The sequence below is a fragment of the Pseudomonas nunensis genome, from assembly GCF_024296925.1.
GTDB lineage: Bacteria > Pseudomonadota > Gammaproteobacteria > Pseudomonadales > Pseudomonadaceae > Aquipseudomonas > Aquipseudomonas nunensis.
On record NZ_CP101125.1, the window covers coordinates 2,173,084 to 2,190,914 of the forward strand.

At 62.3% G+C, this 17,831-nt stretch carries 5 protein-coding genes and 1 pseudogene; all 6 read right to left on the minus strand.

All coding sequences use genetic code 11. The features are described 5' to 3' along the window. Positions 1-40: 40 nt before the first annotated feature. A complete protein-coding gene (locus NK667_RS09720; RefSeq protein WP_054614536.1) occupies positions 41-1,309 on the minus strand; it encodes a glycosyltransferase in 1,269 nt (422 codons plus the stop codon). A 37-nt stretch (positions 1,310-1,346) separates the two neighbouring features. Then, complete coding sequence (locus NK667_RS09725) at positions 1,347-1,532, minus strand: hypothetical protein (protein WP_054049663.1); 186 nt, start codon at positions 1,530-1,532, stop codon at positions 1,347-1,349. 11 nt (positions 1,533-1,543) lie between these two features. Next, complete coding sequence (adeC, locus tag NK667_RS09730; RefSeq protein WP_054614537.1) at positions 1,544-2,962, minus strand: AdeC/AdeK/OprM family multidrug efflux complex outer membrane factor; 1,419 nt, start codon at positions 2,960-2,962, stop codon at positions 1,544-1,546. A gap of 57 nt (positions 2,963-3,019) precedes the next feature. Beyond that, positions 3,020-3,853, minus strand: a complete 834-nt coding sequence (locus NK667_RS09735) for a helix-turn-helix transcriptional regulator (protein WP_054049653.1) — start codon at positions 3,851-3,853, stop codon at positions 3,020-3,022. A 411-nt stretch (positions 3,854-4,264) separates the two neighbouring features. Beyond that, the gene (locus tag NK667_RS32925) at positions 4,265-11,878 is read right to left on the minus strand and encodes a non-ribosomal peptide synthetase (protein WP_461786851.1); all 7,614 of its coding nucleotides are present in this window, start codon (positions 11,876-11,878) and stop codon (positions 4,265-4,267) included. Next, a pseudogene (locus NK667_RS32930) lies at positions 11,876-17,830 on the minus strand (amino acid adenylation domain-containing protein); the annotation flags it as partial. The gene NK667_RS32925 and the pseudogene NK667_RS32930, both read right to left, overlap by 3 nt. Position 17,831: the final 1 nt, after the last annotated feature.

The window sequence follows — 17,831 nt, forward strand, 5'->3', positions numbered from 1 at the left end:
TGCTGGGATCAGCGGTTAAGGTGTGTCCGGGAAAACCCGGTTACGCGACGCGGTACGTCTTCAGGCGAGCGAGTGCCAGTGCCTCGACCTGCAATGCCGCCGCTTCGCTGGCGCTGTCGCCGCCGGGAATCAGCGCACGATAACGAGCGCAATTGGCGCGCACTTCAGGGCTGGTCAACACCGTGTCGAGTGCCTTGGCCAGCGCTTCGCCGGAGGCCGGCGGCGACAAGCTCACGCCGCAACCCAGACGCTGCATGCGCGCCGCGTTGTCGAACTGGTCATGGGCAAACGGCGTCGCCACTTGCGGTACGCCGGCGGCCATCGCCAGCGCGGTAGTGCCGACGCCACCGTGGTGCACCAGTGCGGCGGTGTGGGGCAGGATGCGGCTCATCGGCACGTAGCGACGCACCAGGATTTGCCCGGCGGCAGCCATTGCCGGGTCCACCGCTTGCCGGGTCAGGAACACCCCGCGGCGGTTGACCGATTTCAGCGCTTCGACGGCAGCGGCGAAATATTCTTCGCCATTGACCTGGGTCGAGCCGGGAGTAAACACCACCGGTGATTCTTCGCTGAGGAAGTCCTCCAGTTCGCTGTCGCGTGGCTGGAATCCGGATTCGTCGAACAGCGGGAAACCGGTCAACACGGTGTGGCTCGGCCAGTCCGATGCCACTTCGGCGAACCAATGCGGGAACAAGCCCAACACCCCGTCGGGTGAGCAGATCCATTCGCTGATAATCCGTTTGGTCGGTGGCAACCCCAGCTCGCGGCGGAAGCGGTTGAGCTCCGGTTTCATCAGCCCGTCGAGAAAGGTTCGCTCGACCAGACGCAGCACCAGGCGTTTCACCGGAAACGGCACAAAGGCTGGCAGGTTGGTGCCCGGCGGATGCACCGAGGGCGAAGCGGCCGACCAGAAACCGAACGGCGAGACCTGTGCGGTGATCAGTGGGATGCCGCGTTTTTCCTGGAGCAGCCGCGCCGAAAACGCCCACAGCGAACCGAGCATCACCGTCTCATCGTCACACGCAGCCTCCAGCAATTGGTACTGCTCGCGCAGCGTGCTGGCGACGGTTTTCCAGAGGGTAGGCAGCGAGGTTCGCGTGCGCCACAGCGCCGGGTCAGCCATGACCGTCTCATAGTCTTCGGCAGTGCCCAGTGGCAAAAACCTGAAGCCACAACGCTCGATCAACGGCGCGAATGCCGCGCTGGCACAAAAGGTAATCCGGTGACCGCGTGCGGCGAGCGCGCGGCCGATACCGACAAAAGGATGAACGTCACCGGCAGAGCCGATGGCCGTAATGATCACATGCATAAGAATCCGTCCTGTTGAGTGATCTGGTGGTCGTGGCCTAGGCCGGGGCGGCGATCAGGTCGCGCGCCGAATAGAAGCCCAGTACCGTGCGTTTTTTCTCCCGGTATTCACAAGGCACCAGCGGCGTGCCCGGCAGGTCGGAAGTGAAGGAGGGATGTTTGACGATCATTTTCCTGCCGCCCGCGCGTAAGCGAACGTATTCACCCGGTTCGAATGTGTTCATTTTCATTGCCCTCACAATGCAACATTCAGTCGTTCGGCCCAGCCTCCGCCCAGCGCCTTGTACAGCCCGACCTCTGAGGTCAGCTGTGCGAGCCGGTCGGTGATCAGCGTTTGCTGGGCACTGAACAGGGAGCGTTGCGCGTCGAGAAAGGTCAGGTTGTTGTCTACACCAATGCGATAGCGACGCTCGGCCAACCGGTAGTAATCCTGGTTCGCCTGCACAAGGTCGCGTTGCGCGGTCAGTTGTTCGCTGTAGGTCTTGCGCGCCGCCAGGCCGTCAGAGACTTCCTGGAACGCGGCCTGGATTGATTTCTCATACTGCGAAACCCGGATGTCTTTCTGGATCTTCGAGTAATCCAGGCTCGCCCGCAGGCTGCCGGCATTGAAAATCGGCAGGTTGATTTGCGGCTGGAACAACCAACTCCCCGAGCCACCCTTGAACAGCCCGGACAGTTGCGAGCTGGAAGTGCCGGCGTTGGCCGTCAGGGTGATGCTGGGGAAGAACGCGGCACGGGCAGCGCCGATGTCGGCGTTGGCGGACTTGAGCAGGTATTCGGCTTGCAGAATGTCGGGACGCCGTTGCAGCAGGTCCGACGGCAGCCCGGCCGGTACTTCGCTGAGCAGGTCGGAGGCGAGCGGCAGACCGGGCAGGTTTTCCGGCACCGAGGTACCGACCAATAGCGTCAGGCCGTTGATATCCTGCGCCACCTGCCGTTGAAATTTCGCCAGATTGGCCCGGGCACCTTCGACGGTGGTCCGGGCCTGGCTGACGTCCAGCGCCGAGGCCACGCCAACCGCATTGCTGCGGGTGGTCAGGCGCAGGCTTTCTTCATAAGACTTGAGGGTGTCCTGGGTCAGCACCAGCAATTCCTGGTCGGCGCGCCAGGTCAGGTAAGCCGTGGCGACGTTGGCCACCAGGCTCAGCTGTGTGCTGCGCCGGGCTTCTTCACTGGACAGGTAAACCTGCATGGCTTCCTGGCTCAGGCTGCGGATCCGCCCGAACAGGTCCAGCTCATAGGCGCTGATGCCCAGGCCTGCGGAGTAGGAACCACTGGTGACCGCTTCGCCGGTGGACGACAGGCTGCCCGGCGTACGCTGGCGCGTCCCGGAACCGCTGGCCGACACCGCCGGGTACAAATCGGCGCGCTGGATCTGGTATTGCGCCCGATAGGCTTCGACATTCAACGCCGCAACCCGCAGGTCGCGGTTGTTGTTCAAGGCGCTCTGGATCAACTGCTGCAATGCCGGATCGCGGAACTGATCGCGCCAGCCTTGTTCGGCAGCATTGCCGTCAGCCTGGGCCGGTGCATAGGCGGGGCTTTGCGGGTACTGCTGGGCGATTGGTGCGGCTGGCCGTTGGTAGTCCGGTATTAACGAACAACCGCCGAGAACAAACGCAACGGCCGCCAGGGACATCGGGGACTTGCTCATTACCAGCCTCATCGTAAGGGAGTCGGGCTTTGCTTTAACGCAGAAGGGTTCGGGGCATTACGCCCCGATCATCCATTTGGCCAGTCCGTGTCGACCACTCACGCCAAGCTTGGCCGCGGCCCGCTTGAGGTAGGTTTCGACAGAGCTGTTCTTGACGCAGAGTTTTTCGGCCATCTCGGGCACGGTGCCGCCGGTCAACAGCCCCAGGCACACCTCTTTCTCCCGCGCCGACAAGGCCACGTCACACAGGGTCAACCGTTCGTTGAAGTCGCGTTGCAGCGGGGTCTGTTCGAAGGCGACGACGGGCCTGGCCATGGGGCTGCCGGTCTTGCGCACGCTGACCTGACGACTGATCCGGGCATGCCGCTCAACCAGCGGCAACAGGGTTTCCGAGAGGTTTTTCAGAAACGATAATTCGCTCAGGGAAAAGTCGCGGTCCGCCAAAGGTCGGTGCAACGTGATGACGCAACGCCGATTGCCCTTGCCCGAAACCAGATTGCATTGATGAGTCGCGTTGGTGAGCTGATAGCCCTTGGCGTCCATCATCGGCGCGTTCATGTGAATCAGGATGGAATCGTCCACTTCAAGAATCCGTTGCAAGAGTGGGTGTTCGTCTCGCTGCCGGGGAGTAATGGAACAGGGAAGGGAGGAGGGCGACGACAGTTCCTCGGGGAGGCCTGCATTACCCAGGGACTGAATGTCGATGACGCTTCCCTGGTTATCGTCTGTAGTCCATTCGCTGAGTTCGACCAGGCTGATGGAAACCGATGTCCCGATCAGTTGGTGCATATTCGCAACGAAGTGTTCATGCCCTACGCTTGAAATCAGTTTCCCTAGTTCGAAATAGATATGCGGATTCTCTATATTTCGTACGCTACTGATTCGATTCATAAGCCTGCATACCAAAATCGCTGGCTGACCTGGTTTCCGACCGCCCGGTCGAAAATAACCCTGCCCCCATGTCAAATTTCCACCGTTGCGTTTCATTGATTTAGTGCACGACTAAATCGATTCAGCGTGGGTGAATTATTAAAACCTACACGTTTATAGGTGTATGTAGGGGGATACAGGGACAGGCATGTCACAAAATTGGCGTCAATAAGCATAGAAGTCGGCCTCCGTGCCGAGAGAAACATTTGTTCGAAACTAGCGTTTGTCAGCGATATAAGCATTTGAAAGGTAGAACCTTTTTTGAAGTGCGCAAGCTGATCGGAGTAAATGATGTGCAAATGGCCATCATTTGTAAGCTGTAGGACAAATTTGTAGGACAAAGCCGACCAACGGTCGGCTTTAAACACGCTGTTATTTGGATTTTCCCTTCAGTGCGTAGGAAATTGCCTCACCGAGGGCGTCGACGTACGGCGCGCGCACCAAAGTGTGGTGCGTGCCCCGCAGCGCTTTGATTGTCACGCGGTCCCCTTGCAAGGTGCGCCAACCCAAAGTCGGGTCGTCTCGCTCCTGCTGCAGCGCGGTGAACAGCGACACCGTTACCGGCAGCTCGGGGCTGACGTAGGCACCCACGGCCAGCCGTGTCGCGTAGGCCACTGCCAGATGGGTGCGCAACGTCGCAGCGTCGATTCCTTGACTCAACTCCTCAGGCAACAAGCCATGGGTCGTGCACAGTGCAAGCATCGGCTCGATCTCGCCGTTCGCCACCAGTGGTGACAGTTGATCGAACAACCCAGGGTCCATGTCTTCGGGCAGCCACGACATCAGGAACTGCGCTTCCGTGAGCACCTCGCGTTCCTCCGCGCCGACCTCGGCGGAGGTGTCGATGATCCCGATGAATTCGACCTGCTCGCCGCTGGCGATGACCTGATTGGCCATCTCATAAGCGATCAAGCCACCGGCCGACCAACCCGCAAATCGATACGGACCTTGGGCCTGCACCTCGCGAATCGCCGCCAGATAACGCGCCGCGATGGCCGGGAGGGTTCTCAACGGCACTTCACCCGCCACAAACCCCGTCGCCGCCAGCCCGTAGACCGGCACCTCGGGGTCCAGGCTCGGCGCGAGGTCACGTGCATAGCCGACTTCACCACCGAGCGGATGCACTAGGAACAGCGGCCGCTGGGAACCGCCACGCCGGATCGGCACCAGGTTATTGCGCGACGTCGGTCGCGATTGCGTGTCGAGGGTGCGGGCGAATCCGGCAATGGTCGGTTCGACAAACAGGTCACGCACGGCAATGGGTTTTCCCAACACCTTGCGCAGTCGCGACGTCATCTGCACCGCCATCAGCGAAATCCCGCCGAGCCTGAAGAAATCGTCATGCCGACTGACCTGCTCAAGTTTCAGCAACTCCAGCCAGATTTTCGCGATGGCCAGCTCGGTGTCACCTTGCGGGGCCTCGAAAGGCAGCTCCTGCACCTCAAGTGTTTCCGGGGCTGACTCGGAGCGGACCAGCGTCGGCAACGCCTCAAGCAGCGCGCCCACCGGCTGTCGGGCGTCGCTGACCAGGGTTTCCAGCACCTGGATGAACAGCACGATGATGTTCTGCACCGTGGCGATATCGAACAGATCACTGGCGTATTGCAGGCTGCCGGTGATGGTCTCGACGTCATCGATCAGCGACAGCGACAAGTCGAACTGCGTGGTGGTGTGCGCGCTGTCCACCGATTGCACCGTCAGGTTCGGCAATTGCAGCGGTGCCGGCGGCGTGTTGTTCAGGCTTAACATCACCTGGAACAACGGGCTGTGGCTCATGCTCCGGGTCGGCTGCAACGTGCTCACAACCTGTTCGAAAGGCAGGTCCTGATGGCTGAAAGCGGCCAGGGTCAGGCCTTTTATGCGGGTCAGCAGATCGCCGACGCTGGCCTCGCGCTCGGTGGTGACGCGCAGCGCCAGGGTGTTGGCGAAGAAGCCGATCAAGCCTTCCAGTTCGGTGCGCGGGCGGTTGGCGACCGGTGTGCCGACCACTACATCGTCCTGGCCACTCAAGTGCGTCATCAGCGTTGACCAACCCGCCAGCAAGGTCATGAACAAGGTCGAGCCTTGGGCCTGGCTGAAGGCACGCAATCGGCTGCTGAGCTCTGGCGGCAACACGCAATCGATGATCCCGCCGGCATAGCTTTGAACCGCCGGGCGCGGACGATCCAGTGGCAGGTTCAGCAGGCTCGGCGCGCCGTCCAGATGCGCGCGCCAGAAGTCGGTTTGCGCCTGCAACGCCGGGCCGTTCAGCCACTGGCGTTGCCACACCGCGTAGTCGGCGTATTGCAGCGGCAGCGCTGGCAACGGATCTTTCAAGCCTTGAGCGAACGCGGTGTACAGCACGGTCAGCTCATGGGCGAGCACGCTGTTCGACCAACCGTCCGAGACGATGTGATGCAGTGTCACGAACAGCACATGTTCCTCGTCGTCGAGCTGCACCAGATAGCCGCGTACCAGCGGGCCGCTGCTCAGGTCGAACAACTCGGATGCGTTGGCATCGCCGAACCTGGCGAGCGCCGCGTCGCGTTGCTCAGGGGCAAGTTCGCGCAGGTCCTGTTCCAGCAGCTGGAAGCGCTGGTCAGCCGGCGCAATCTTCTGCACCGGTTCACCGTCGATCAACTCGAACGTCGTGCGCAAGGTTTCGTGGCGCGCCACCAGGCGATCGAGTGCCTGGCGCAAGGCCGGCGTATGCAACACGCCGTTCAGGCGCAGGGCCAGCGGCAAGTGATAAGCCGCCCCCGCCGCGTGATCGAGATGATCGAGGAACCACAACCGTTGTTGCGAGAACGACAGCGGCAACCGCGCCTTGCGGTTGGCCAGTGGGATCGGTTGCGCTTCGGTCGGCACCGCGGCGTTGACCAGCGCGGCGAGGCCACGCACGGTCGGTGCGTCGAACAACTCGCGCAGGGTCAGGCGTGCACCGAGTTTGCGGCGCAGTCGCGAGAGCAGTTGCACCGCCAGCAGCGAGTGACCACCGAGTTCAAGGAAACCGTCGTGACGCCCGACCTGATCCAGGTGCAGCAGGTTCTCCCAGATCCCGGCGATAGCGATTTCGGTTTCACCTTGCGGCGCTTCATAGGCACGGCTGGCCAAAGAATCCTGGCCCGGTGCGGGCAAGGCGCGGCGGTCGAGTTTGCCGTTGGAAGTCAGCGGCAGCACGTCCAACTGAACATAAGCACTCGGCACCATGTACTCGGGCAGGTTTTTCAGCAGCTCGGCGCGCAACTGTTCAACGGTCACCGCGTCGCCACATACATAAGCAACCAGGCGCTTGCCGTCCTCGGGATTGTCTTCCCGGGCGATGACTACCGCTTCACGCACGCCAGGGCAGGCGAGCAGGGCGTTTTCGATCTCGCCCAGTTCGATGCGGAAACCCCGGATCTTCACCTGGAAGTCATTGCGTCCCAGGTATTCCAGGGTGCCGTCGGCCTGCCAGCGGCCGAGGTCGCCGGTCTTGTAAAGGCGAGCCTGTGGAAGACTGGAGAACGGATCGGCGATAAAGCGCTCGGCGCTCATCTCTGGACGGTTAAGGTAACCGCGAGCCACGCCGGCACCACCGATGTGCAGTTCACCGGCCACACCCAACGGTGTCGGTTGACCGTGAGCGTCGAGCACATGCACTTGGACGTTGGCAAAGGGACGGCCAATGCTCGGTTTTTCGCCGAGGTCTCGGATCAGGTCGATAGTCGCATCCACCGTGGCTTCGGTCGGGCCGTACATGTTGTAGAAGCGGATGCTCTGGCAGTCGCGCAACTTGCTCCACATCGCCGCGTTGATCGCTTCACCGCCGAGCAACACGCTCACCGGTTGGTAGCTGCTGCGTTCCAGCAAACCGGCGTTGAGCAGACCGTCGAGTTGCGAAGGGGTGGAGTCGAAGGCGTGCACCTGATGCTGTTCGAGGAAGTCGAGCAACTCGTTGCCACTGCCGCGAATCTGTTGCGGGATGATCACCAGTTTGTGGCCGGAGAACAGCTGCGAAATGCCCTTGATCGACATGTCGAAGTAGAACCCGGCATTCAGCGCCACCGTGGCGTATTCCGGGCAATGCTGGTGGGTGGTGCGTTGCAGCACTTGCCAGAAGTTATGCACGGAATGGTGCTCGACCATCACGCCTTTGGATTGCCCGGTGGAGCCGGAGGTGTAGATCACGTAGGCCAGGTGATTCGGGGTCAACCCCGGAATAACCGGGTCGAGATCGTAGACAGGATCATCGGCAGCCAGCAGCGATTCGCGCTCATCCAGCAGCAACAATGGCGTTTCACCGACCGGCAGTTGCGTGGCCAGGGCCTGTTGAGTGAGGACGGCGAGAGGCGTGCTGTCGCTGAGCATAAATGCCATGCGCTCAACCGGATGTGCCGGGTCAATCGGCACATAAGCGCCGCCCGCCTTGAGCACACCGAGCAACCCGACAATCATCTCCAGACTGCGCTCGGCACACAGCGCCACACGCTGATCCGGTTGCAGGCCAAGGGCAATCAAGCGTCGAGCCAAGTGGTTGGCGCGACGGTTGAGCTGGGCATAGGAGAGTTGCTGATCCTCATGAACCAGCGCAATCGCCTGCGGACGGGCTCGCACCTGCGCTTCAAACAACCCATGGATCGGCTGCGCCGGAGCGAACTCGGTGGCGGTGTCATTGAAGCGATTGAGCAGTTGCTGACGCTCAGCCACCGGCAGCACATCCAGGGTATTCGCCAGTTGTGCCGGATTGCGTTCCAGCGCTTCGACCAGCGCGGTCACCGCATTCGCCAGATAAGCAGCAATCCGCTGCGGATCAATCCCGGCAATCGACTGCGCCGTCAGCGAGAACCCGGTCTCCTCAGCCGCCACGGCAATTTCAATCGGATAGTTGGTGCGCGTCTCGGAAGCCAAAAACTCCACGCCTTGCCAGTCGTCCATTTCATCGACGATCTCACCCGACGCCGTGACCATATCGCCATGGCGGCAGTTGAGAATCACGGTGAACAGCGGCAACGCCGAATCCACACCGCTGCAACGCTGGGCGAGGGCGAGTGACGCTTGCTCGTGGGTCAACAGTTCACTGAGTTGTTGATAGGCATCCTGCACAATCGCGCTGACGCTGCTGTCCTGCAGGCGAATGCGCATCGGCAAGGTGTTGATGAACATGCCCAGCGCATGGTCGGCGCCGGTGGTGCCTTGGGAGCGACCGGACAACACCGTGCCGAAGATCGCATCGTCGCGACCGCTGGTGGCCGCAACCACCAGGCCCCAGGCCGCATGGAACAGCACCGACGTCGGCACTCCTTGAGTGCGCGCCGTGCGGTGGATCGCGGCGTTGACTTCATCACTCAGGTGCTCAATCGCCCGAGTCACACTGGCGCCATTGCCGCGCACGTCCAGCACCCCGTAAGGCGCGGTGGTTTCATCGACATCCGCCAGCAAGTGACGGAAGTAGGTTTCATGTTCCTCCTGGGAAATCGCCGCTGCCTGGGCGATGAAATTGCGATACGGCTGCGACGGCGGCAGGCTGTCGCGGCGCCCGGCGAGGATGCTCTGGATCTCGAGCATGATCAGGCGCAGGGTCACGTTGTCGCTGATCAGGTGATGGTCGAGCAGGGCCAGCAGCCATTGCTCGCGGACCGGGTCATAGGTCACATACGCCGCGATCAACGGTGCGACCTGCAAGTCGAGGCGCAGATGGTGGGTGTCGGTTTTATCGCGCAGCATCTGCAAGGCGTCTTCACCTTCAGTGCTTTCCAGCGTGATGACCGGCAGGGGTGCATGCCGATGAACGATTTGCACCGGTTGTGGCAGGCCGGACCAGCGCAAGGCACTGCGCAGGATGTCGTGACGGTCGATGACTACTTGAACTGCGGTGAGGAAGTCGTCGAGCAGGCTGCGCTGGTCAAACATGATCACCGAGCGCATCAGATACGCATCGCCTTCCGCCAGCAGCAAGTGGTGGAACAGAATCCCTTCCTGCAACGACGACAACGGGTAGATGTCCTGCACATTGCTCGCGCCACCGGGTACGTCGGCGACGATCTGATCGATCTCTGCTTGGCTCAAGGTCAACAGCGGCAGCATTGACGGGTCGATGGCAGCGCAATCGGCTGGAATCAGGTTCGGTGGCACGATAAACGCCGCGCTGCGCTCGCCAGCCAGCACTTTCGCCATGGCCCGCAGCGTCGGGGCGGAGAACACGGTGCGCACATCGAGCTGCAACCCGGACTGACGCAACCGTTCAATCAGGCTGATCACCAGGAAAGAATGGCCACCGAGTTCGAAGAAGTGGTCATCGCGACCCACCTGTTCAACCCCGAGTAATTCCTGCCAGGCCGCCGCCAGTGCGGTTTCAATTGCACCTTTCGGCGCTGCATATTCACGGCTCACCAGCGACGACAGGCCCGGCGCGGGCAGGGCGCCGCGATCCAGTTTGCCGTTGGTGGTCAGCGGCCAGGTGTCGAGCGTGACGAAGGCACTCGGGACCATGTGTTCGGCCAGCACCTCGGCCAATTGCGTGCGTAACGTGGCCAATTCCGGCGCGGCGTCATCCTCGGCAATCAGGTAGGCGACCAGGCGCTTGTCGCCCGGTACGTCTTCGCGGACCGTGACCACGGCTTCACGCACGCCAGGGCAGGCGAGCAGTTGCGCTTCGATTTCGCCGAGTTCGATGCGGAAACCACGGATCTTGATCTGCGAATCGTTGCGGCCGATGTAGACGATGCCGCCATCCGCGCGATAACGCGCGACGTCGCCGGTGCGATAGAGGCGCTGCGGCCCGTAAGGGTCGGCGATGAAGCGTTCGGCATTCAGCTCCGGGCGGTTCAGGTAATTGCGCGCCACACCGGCGCCGCCAATGTAGATCTCGCCGTGCACGCCGACAGGCACTGGCCGCTGATAGTCATCGAGGATGCGCAGGCACAGGTCCGGCAGCGCGGTGCCGATCAGGCTTGGCGCACCGGCATCGATTTCACTTTGGGTCACTGCGTGATAGGTGGCGTGCACGGTGATTTCGGTGATCCCGTACATGTTCACCAGCCGCGTTTGCGCCAGTGGCGTGCGGGCGATCCATGGCCGCAGGCTGATAAAGTCCAGCGCCTCGCCACCAAAGATCACTTCGCGCAACCCATGCACCTGGTCGCTGCGGCCACTGGCGTCGATGAATTGGCGGAAGGCACTTGGCGTCTGGTTCAGCACGGTCACGTTCTGGCGACAGACCAAGCCATAGAACTCATCCGCCGAGCGGGCCACGTCGGTCGGCACGATCACCAGTTTGCCGCCGTAACTCAGCGCGCCCCAGATTTCCCAGACCGAGAAGTCGAAGGCGAACGAGTGGAAGAGCGTCCAGACGTCATCGCGATTGAAGCGGAACAGCTCGCGGGTGGTGTCGAACAGCCGCGCGACATTGCCATGCTCGACCAGCACGCCTTTGGGCAAACCGGTGGACCCGGAGGTATAGATGACATAAGCCAGATGCTGCGGCAGCGTATCGACCACAGGATTGATATCGAACGATGCATCCGACAGCGAATATTCGTCGCTCTCGGTATTCAACAGCACCACCCGGATATCCAGCGCCGGCAGCACGTCGAGGCAGTCTGGCTGCGCGAGCATCACCACCGGGGCGCTGTCGCTCAGCAGATAGTTGAGGCGTTCGGCCGGGTAGGCCGGGTCCAGCGGCACATACGCGGCGCCGGCCTTGAGCACACCGAGCACGGCGCAGACCATTTCCAGCCCGCGACCGCTGAGAATCGCCACCCGATCATCGGCTTTCACCCCGAGCGCCAGCAGTTGCGCGGCGATGCGGTTGGCCCTGCGATTCAGTTTGCGGTAACTCATGTGTACGTCGCCAAACACCAGGGCAACGTTCTCTGGATGGGTGGCTGCGAACTGCTCAAAACGTTGATGAATCAACAGCCCCGGCGCACGCACCTGCAACGGCGGACGCAGCGCTGGCGACGCCTGGCTTTGCGCCGGGCTCAGCAACGGCAAGGCACGCACCGCTTGATCGGCGTTGTCGAGCATGGCGCCGAGCAGGGTCTGGAAGTGCTGGGCGAAGCGCTCGACCGTCGCGCGGTCGAACAGGTCGGTGGCGAACTCGATCACACCGCTCAACTCGCCACCTTCATCGGCGAGGGTCAGCATCAGGTCGAATTGCGAGGTTTCCCGGGCTTGCGCCAAAGCGGTCAGGGTCAGCCCCGGCAACGCCAGTTCGCCGCCGTCCGGGGTGTTGTTCAGCGACAGCGCCACCTGGCACAGCGGGTTGTGGCTCAGTGCACGGGGCGGCTGCAAGGCGTCGATCACTTGCTCGAACGGAATGTCCTGGTGTTCGTGGGCGGCGAGGGTGGTTTCCTTGATCTGCGCCAGCAACTGGGCGACGCTCGGGTTGTCTTGCAGACGAACGCGCAGGGCCAGCGTATTGACGAAGAAACCGATCAGGGCTTCGACTTCGGTGCTGCCACGGTTGGCGGTCGGCACGCCGATCACCACGTCCGGCTCGTTGCCCAGACGCGCCAGCACCACCGACCACGCGGTCAGCAGCGCCATAAACAGCGTGACGTCGTGTTCCCGGCAGAACTGCTCCAGACGTTCGCGTATTTGCGGCGCAATCACCACCGGCACGTCGCTGCCACGATAGCTTTGCATCGCCGGGCGTGGACGGTCGGTGGGCAGGGACAACAAGGTCGGTGCGCCCCTGAGGTGCTCACGCCAGAACTCGACTTGTCGGCTCAGGCGTTCGCCGCTCAAGCAGCGTCTTTGCCACGCGGCGTAATCGGCGTACTGGATCGCGAGGGGCGGCAGCGGATCGGGCTGTTGTTGGCTGAAGGCGCCGTAAAGCGCGGCGAACTCCTTGACCAGCACGCCAATCGACCAGCCATCGGAGATGATGTGGTGCTGGGTGATCAGCAGGATGTATTCGTCATCGGCCAGGCGCAGCAAGCGACCGCGAATCAGCGGGCCGTTGTGCAGATCGAACGGCGCGCTGGCTTCGCTGTGACTCAGTCGTGCCGCCGTGTGACTGGCTTCTTCGTAGGGCAGGGCCCGCAAGTCCTGCTCGGCGAGGGCAAAACCGGACTCCGGCGCGGCAATCCGTTGCACCGGTTGCTCACCGATCCGTTCAAACGTGGTGCGCAAACTTTCGTGGCGCGCCACCAGTTGATCGAGCGCGGCTTTGAGCGCGGGCAGATCCAGCGTCCCGCGCAGAAGCAAAGAGGCGGGCATGTGGTAAGCGGTGCTCGCGTTCGGATCGAGCTGATCGAGGAACCACAACCGTTGTTGGGAAAAGGACAGTACCAGCGGCGCGTCGCGGTCGACGACGGTGATCGCGTCGGGCTGGACTGATTCAAGGGTGCCGACACTTTTCGCCAGCTCCGCCACCGTTGGATGACTGAACAATTCCCGCAACTTCAATTCGCCGCCCAAGGTTTGGCGAACCCGGGCAACCAATTGCGCCGCGAGCAGTGAATGCCCGCCCAGTTCAAAGAAACCGTCGCGACGACCGACGCGTTCAAGGCCCAGCAGCTCCTGGAAAATCAGCGCCAAGGCCTGCTCGGTCGAGCCTTCAGGCGCCTCGTAACTGCGCTCGGACATGGCATCCAGATCCGGTTCCGGCAATGCGTTCTGATCCAGTTTGCCGTTGGCGGTCAGTGGATACGCCGACAAGCTGACGAAGGCGCTGGGGATCATGTAATCCGGCAGGGTGGCGCCGAGTTGCAGGCGCAGCGCGGCGATTTCCAGCACCACGCCGGGTTGCGGAATCAGATACGCGATCAGGCGCTTGCTGCCGGTTTTGTCATCGCTGGCCAGCACGCGCACTTCAAACACGCCGTCACAGGCCTGGAGTTTCGCTTCGATTTCACCCAGCTCGATGCGGAAACCACGAATCTTGACCTGGGCATCCATCCGTCCCAGATGCACAATTTCGCCATTGCCGAGCAACTTGCCCAGGTCGCCGGAGCGGTACAGCCGCTCACGCGGGCGGAAGGGATCGACGATAAAGCGTTCGGCGGTCAGCTCGGGACGGTTCAGGTATCCACGGCCGACGCCCTGGCCACCGACGCAGATTTCCCCAGGCACTCCGACCGGCATCAGGCGTTGTTGCGCGTCCATGATGTAGGTCACGGTGGTCGGGATCGGCCGCCCGACATTCGAAATGCCCTCGGCGATATCCGCCGCTTCCAAGTGTTTGTAGGTCACGTGGACGCAGGTTTCGGTGATGCCGTACATGTTGATCAGCGCGACATGCGGGAAGGCACGATGGAACGCATCGAGGCGGGCCGGTTCGAGGCTTTCGCCGCCGAGGATCACGTAGCGCAGCTGCGCCAGGGTGACATCCGGGCGGGATGTGGCGACGCCGCTAAGCTGATGGAACGCCGACGGCGTCTGGTTGAGCACGGTGATGCCGTCGCTTTCGATAAACGCGAGGAAGTCCTGCGGATCCCGGCGCAGGGCTTCGGGCACCAGGCTCAGGCGGGCGCCGTGCAGTAGCGCGCCAAACATCTCCCAGACCGAAAAGTCGAAGGCGTTGGAGTGGAACAGCGACCAGACATCATCGGCGTCGAAATGGAACGGCGTGCGGCTGTTGTGCAGCAGGCGGATGACATTGCGGTGTTCCAGCAACGCGCCTTTCGGCTGCCCGGTGGAGCCCGAGGTGTAGATCACGTAACACAGATGATCCGGCGCATTGACGTTCGACAGGTTCACCGAGGCGCGCTGCACTTCGGGCGAAGTCTGAGTGCTCAGGGGGTTGGGGTCGAACACTTCGATGCCCAGTTCGCCCAGTTCTGCGGCCATGTCCGCCAGGGCAATCGCCTTGCGCGCGCCACTGTCCTGCAGCACATACGCGATGCGGTCCGACGGTGAGGTTGGATCGATGGGCACATACGCCGCGCCGGATTTGAGCACGGCGAGGGTGGCGACGATCATGTCCAGCGAGCGTTCGAGCAGGATCGCGACGAGGTCTTGCGGCACCACACCGGCGGCGCGCAGTCGGCGGGCGAGTTGGTTCGACAATTCGTTGAGCGCGCGGTAGGTCAGGCTTTGCGTGCCCATGCTCACCGCGATGCTTTGCGGCGTGCGGCGGGCCTGCTCTTCGAACATCTGATGCAGGGTGGTTTCTTCCGGGTAGGCGGCTTCCGTGTCGTTCCAGTCCAGCGCCTGGTGTTGCTGTTCGCGAGCATCCAGCAGCGGCACCTCATCGACGCGCTGCGTGCTGTCATTGGCGAAGGCTTCGAGCAGGCGCACGTAGTGCCGCGTCATTTGTTCGATGAAGTCTTCGTCGAACATCTGCGCGTTATAGGTCAGGCGGCCCATCCACTGTTGTTCACCGGCCTCGACCAGCAAGTGCAGGTCGTTCTTGCCATAGCCGAGGTTGGTTTCCAGTGTCTGTACCGTCACACCGGCGACAACTTCCGAGGTTTTGGCGGCCTGTTCGAAGTTGAACAACACATCGAACAACGCGGTGCGGCTCATGTCCTTGTCGGGATTCAGCGCGAGCACCAGTTGATCGAACGGCATGTAGCGATGGCGCGAGGCTTGCGCCTGAGTGTCTGCAACCTGTTCAAGCAGGGCCTGCAAAGTCGTGTGGTTGTCGCAGGAGTTACGCAGCACTGACAAATTGCCGATCGGGCCAACCAGTTCTTTGACTGCCAGATCTTCGCGGCAAGTGGCGGTGGTGCCAATCACCAATTCGTCGTGCCCGGCATAGCGGCGCAACAGCGCGGTGAAGGCGCTGAGGGCCAGGGTATTAGCGTCGACGCCGGCCTGTTCGGCGGCAGCGTTCAGGCGCTTGACCAGTTTTGTGTCGATCAGGAACGCATGCGTCGCCTCGGCGTAGGTGTGCACCGCATTACGCGGACGGTTCAGCGGCAATTCCATCGCTTGCAACTTGCCGCGCAATTGATAGGCCCAGAATGAACGCAGGGTTTCACTGACCGCCGCCGGGAACTGGCGCTGCCAGGCGGCGAAGTCGCGGTAGCGCACGGTCAGTGCCGGCAATCGGGCAGGGCGGTCGGCGCAGGCAGCAGCGTAGAGTTCCAGCAGATCGCGGCGGATTACTTGCATCGACGCTCGGTCAGCCAGCAAGTGGTGCACGGCAATCGCGAGCACGGCGTCGTGCTCGTCGCTGTGTACCAACGTGGCCCGCACCAGGCTGCCACCATCCATTTGCAATGGTTGGCGGGTGGATTCCAGTGCCAGCGCGGCGATTTGTTCCGGCAGTGCTTGCACCACCGTCAGTGGCAACACCGCTTCACCGTCGAAACGCTGCCAGGCACTGGCGCCGTCGGAAATCACCCGGCAGCGCAGGATGTCATGCCGGGCCAGCAGCCCGTCGAGGGCGGTTTGCAGCGCCGGCTGATTGATCTCGCCACGCAGCTCCAGCAGCAGCGGAATGTTGTGATAGATCGGGTTGGCGTCGTACAAATAGCCAGTTTCGAAGGTGTCGACGAACCAGATGCGCTCCTGGTGGAACGACAACGGCGTGCGGGCTTCTTCAGGCAGAGGCTGCACCGCCGGGAGATTCAGTTCAGGGTCGAGGTCGAGCGCGCCGATGCGGGTTTGCGGGGCGTCGGTGAAGCAGCTCAACACCCGCTCGAAACGCTGGGCGATACGCTCAATCGTCGCCGCATCAAACAGCGCCGTCGAATACGACAAACTGCACGACAGGCAGTCGCTGGAGTCATCGATGTGCAGCGACAAATCGTGTTGCGTCTGGTCCTTGCGCGACGGCAGGAATTCCAGGGTCAGGCCAGGCAGGCTCAGGGTTTCCGTGTCATTCGCAGCGTTGGTGTAGAGCATGGTCTGGAACACCGGGCTATGCCGGGTACTGCGCGGTGGCTTGAGCGCTTCGACCACTTGTTCGAATGGCGTGTCCTGATAAACCGACGATTCCAGCATCAGCGTGCGGACTTGCAGCAACACCTCATCCAGCGTCGGGTTGGCGTGCAGCTTGACCCGCAGCGCCAGCGTATTAACGAAGAAGCCGATCAGCGACTGCACGTCCTGCCGGTCGCGATTGGCCGCGACCGTGCCGATCACCAGGTCCTGCTGGCCACTGATGCGCGCCAACAACACCGCCCACGCGGCCATCAAGGTCATGAACGGCGTGGCCGCGCGGGCCTGGGCGAAGCGGGTGATGTTGCTGGACAAGTCTGCAGGCAGATCGAAACTCAGGGTCGCACCGCGATAATCCTGCACTGCCGGGCGCGGTCGGTCGGTGGCCACCGTCAGCAAGGCCGGCGCGCCCGCCAGGTGACTGCGCCAGTATTCGACGTTCTTCGCCAAACGCTCACCATCGAGGTGACGGCGCTGCCAGGCGGCATAGTCGGCGTATTGAATCGACAGCGGTGGCAACGGGTCCGGTTGCTGGCGGGCGAAGGCCTGATACAGCGCGGCAAACTCCTTGACCAGCACATCAATGGACCAGCCATCGGAGATGATGTGGTGCTGGGTGATCAGCAGGCGGTATTCGTCATCCGCCAGGCGCAGCAGGCGACCGCGAATCAACGGGCCGTTCAGCAGATCGAACGGCGCAGCAGCCTCGGCGTCGCTGATGCGCTCGGCACTGTGCGCGGCTTCTTCGGCGGACAGCGCGCGCAGGTCTTCTTCGATCAGGCTAAAGCCACACACAGGGCTGGCGATTACCTGCACTGGTTCATCACCCACTCGTTCAAACGTGGTGCGCAAGCTTTCATGCCGGGCGACGAGACGATCCAGGGAGGCCTTGAGCGCAACGAGGTCCAGTGTGCCCCGCAGACGCAGCGCCGCCGGCATGTGATACGCCGTGCTGGCGGTCGGATCGAGCTGGTCGAGGAACCACAACCGTTGCTGCGAGAAAGACAGGGCCAGTGGCGCGCTACGGTCGGCGATGCTGATCGTGTCCGGCGTCTCGGCGACCCGCGCCGCACCGCGTTGCTGGAGAAGTCGCAGCAGGGCGGCACGTTTGAGCTGTTCCAGACTATCGTTTTGGCTGTTCAAT

Bases quoted from the DNA above. Each gene is read 5' to 3' on its own strand.
- NK667_RS09720 (WP_054614536.1), bottom strand. From the start codon at position 1,309: ATGCATGTGATCATTACGGCCATCGGCTCTGCCGGTGACGTTCATCCT.
- NK667_RS09725 (WP_054049663.1), bottom strand. From the start codon at position 1,532: ATGAACACATTCGAACCGGGTGAATACGTTCGCTTACGCGCGGGCGGC.
- adeC (WP_054614537.1), bottom strand. From the start codon at position 2,962: ATGAGCAAGTCCCCGATGTCCCTGGCGGCCGTTGCGTTTGTTCTCGGC.
- NK667_RS09735 (WP_054049653.1), bottom strand. From the start codon at position 3,853: ATGAATCGAATCAGTAGCGTACGAAATATAGAGAATCCGCATATCTAT.
- NK667_RS32925 (WP_461786851.1), bottom strand. From the start codon at position 11,878: ATGCTCGACAACGCCGATCAAGCGGTGCGTGCCTTGCCGTTGCTGAGC.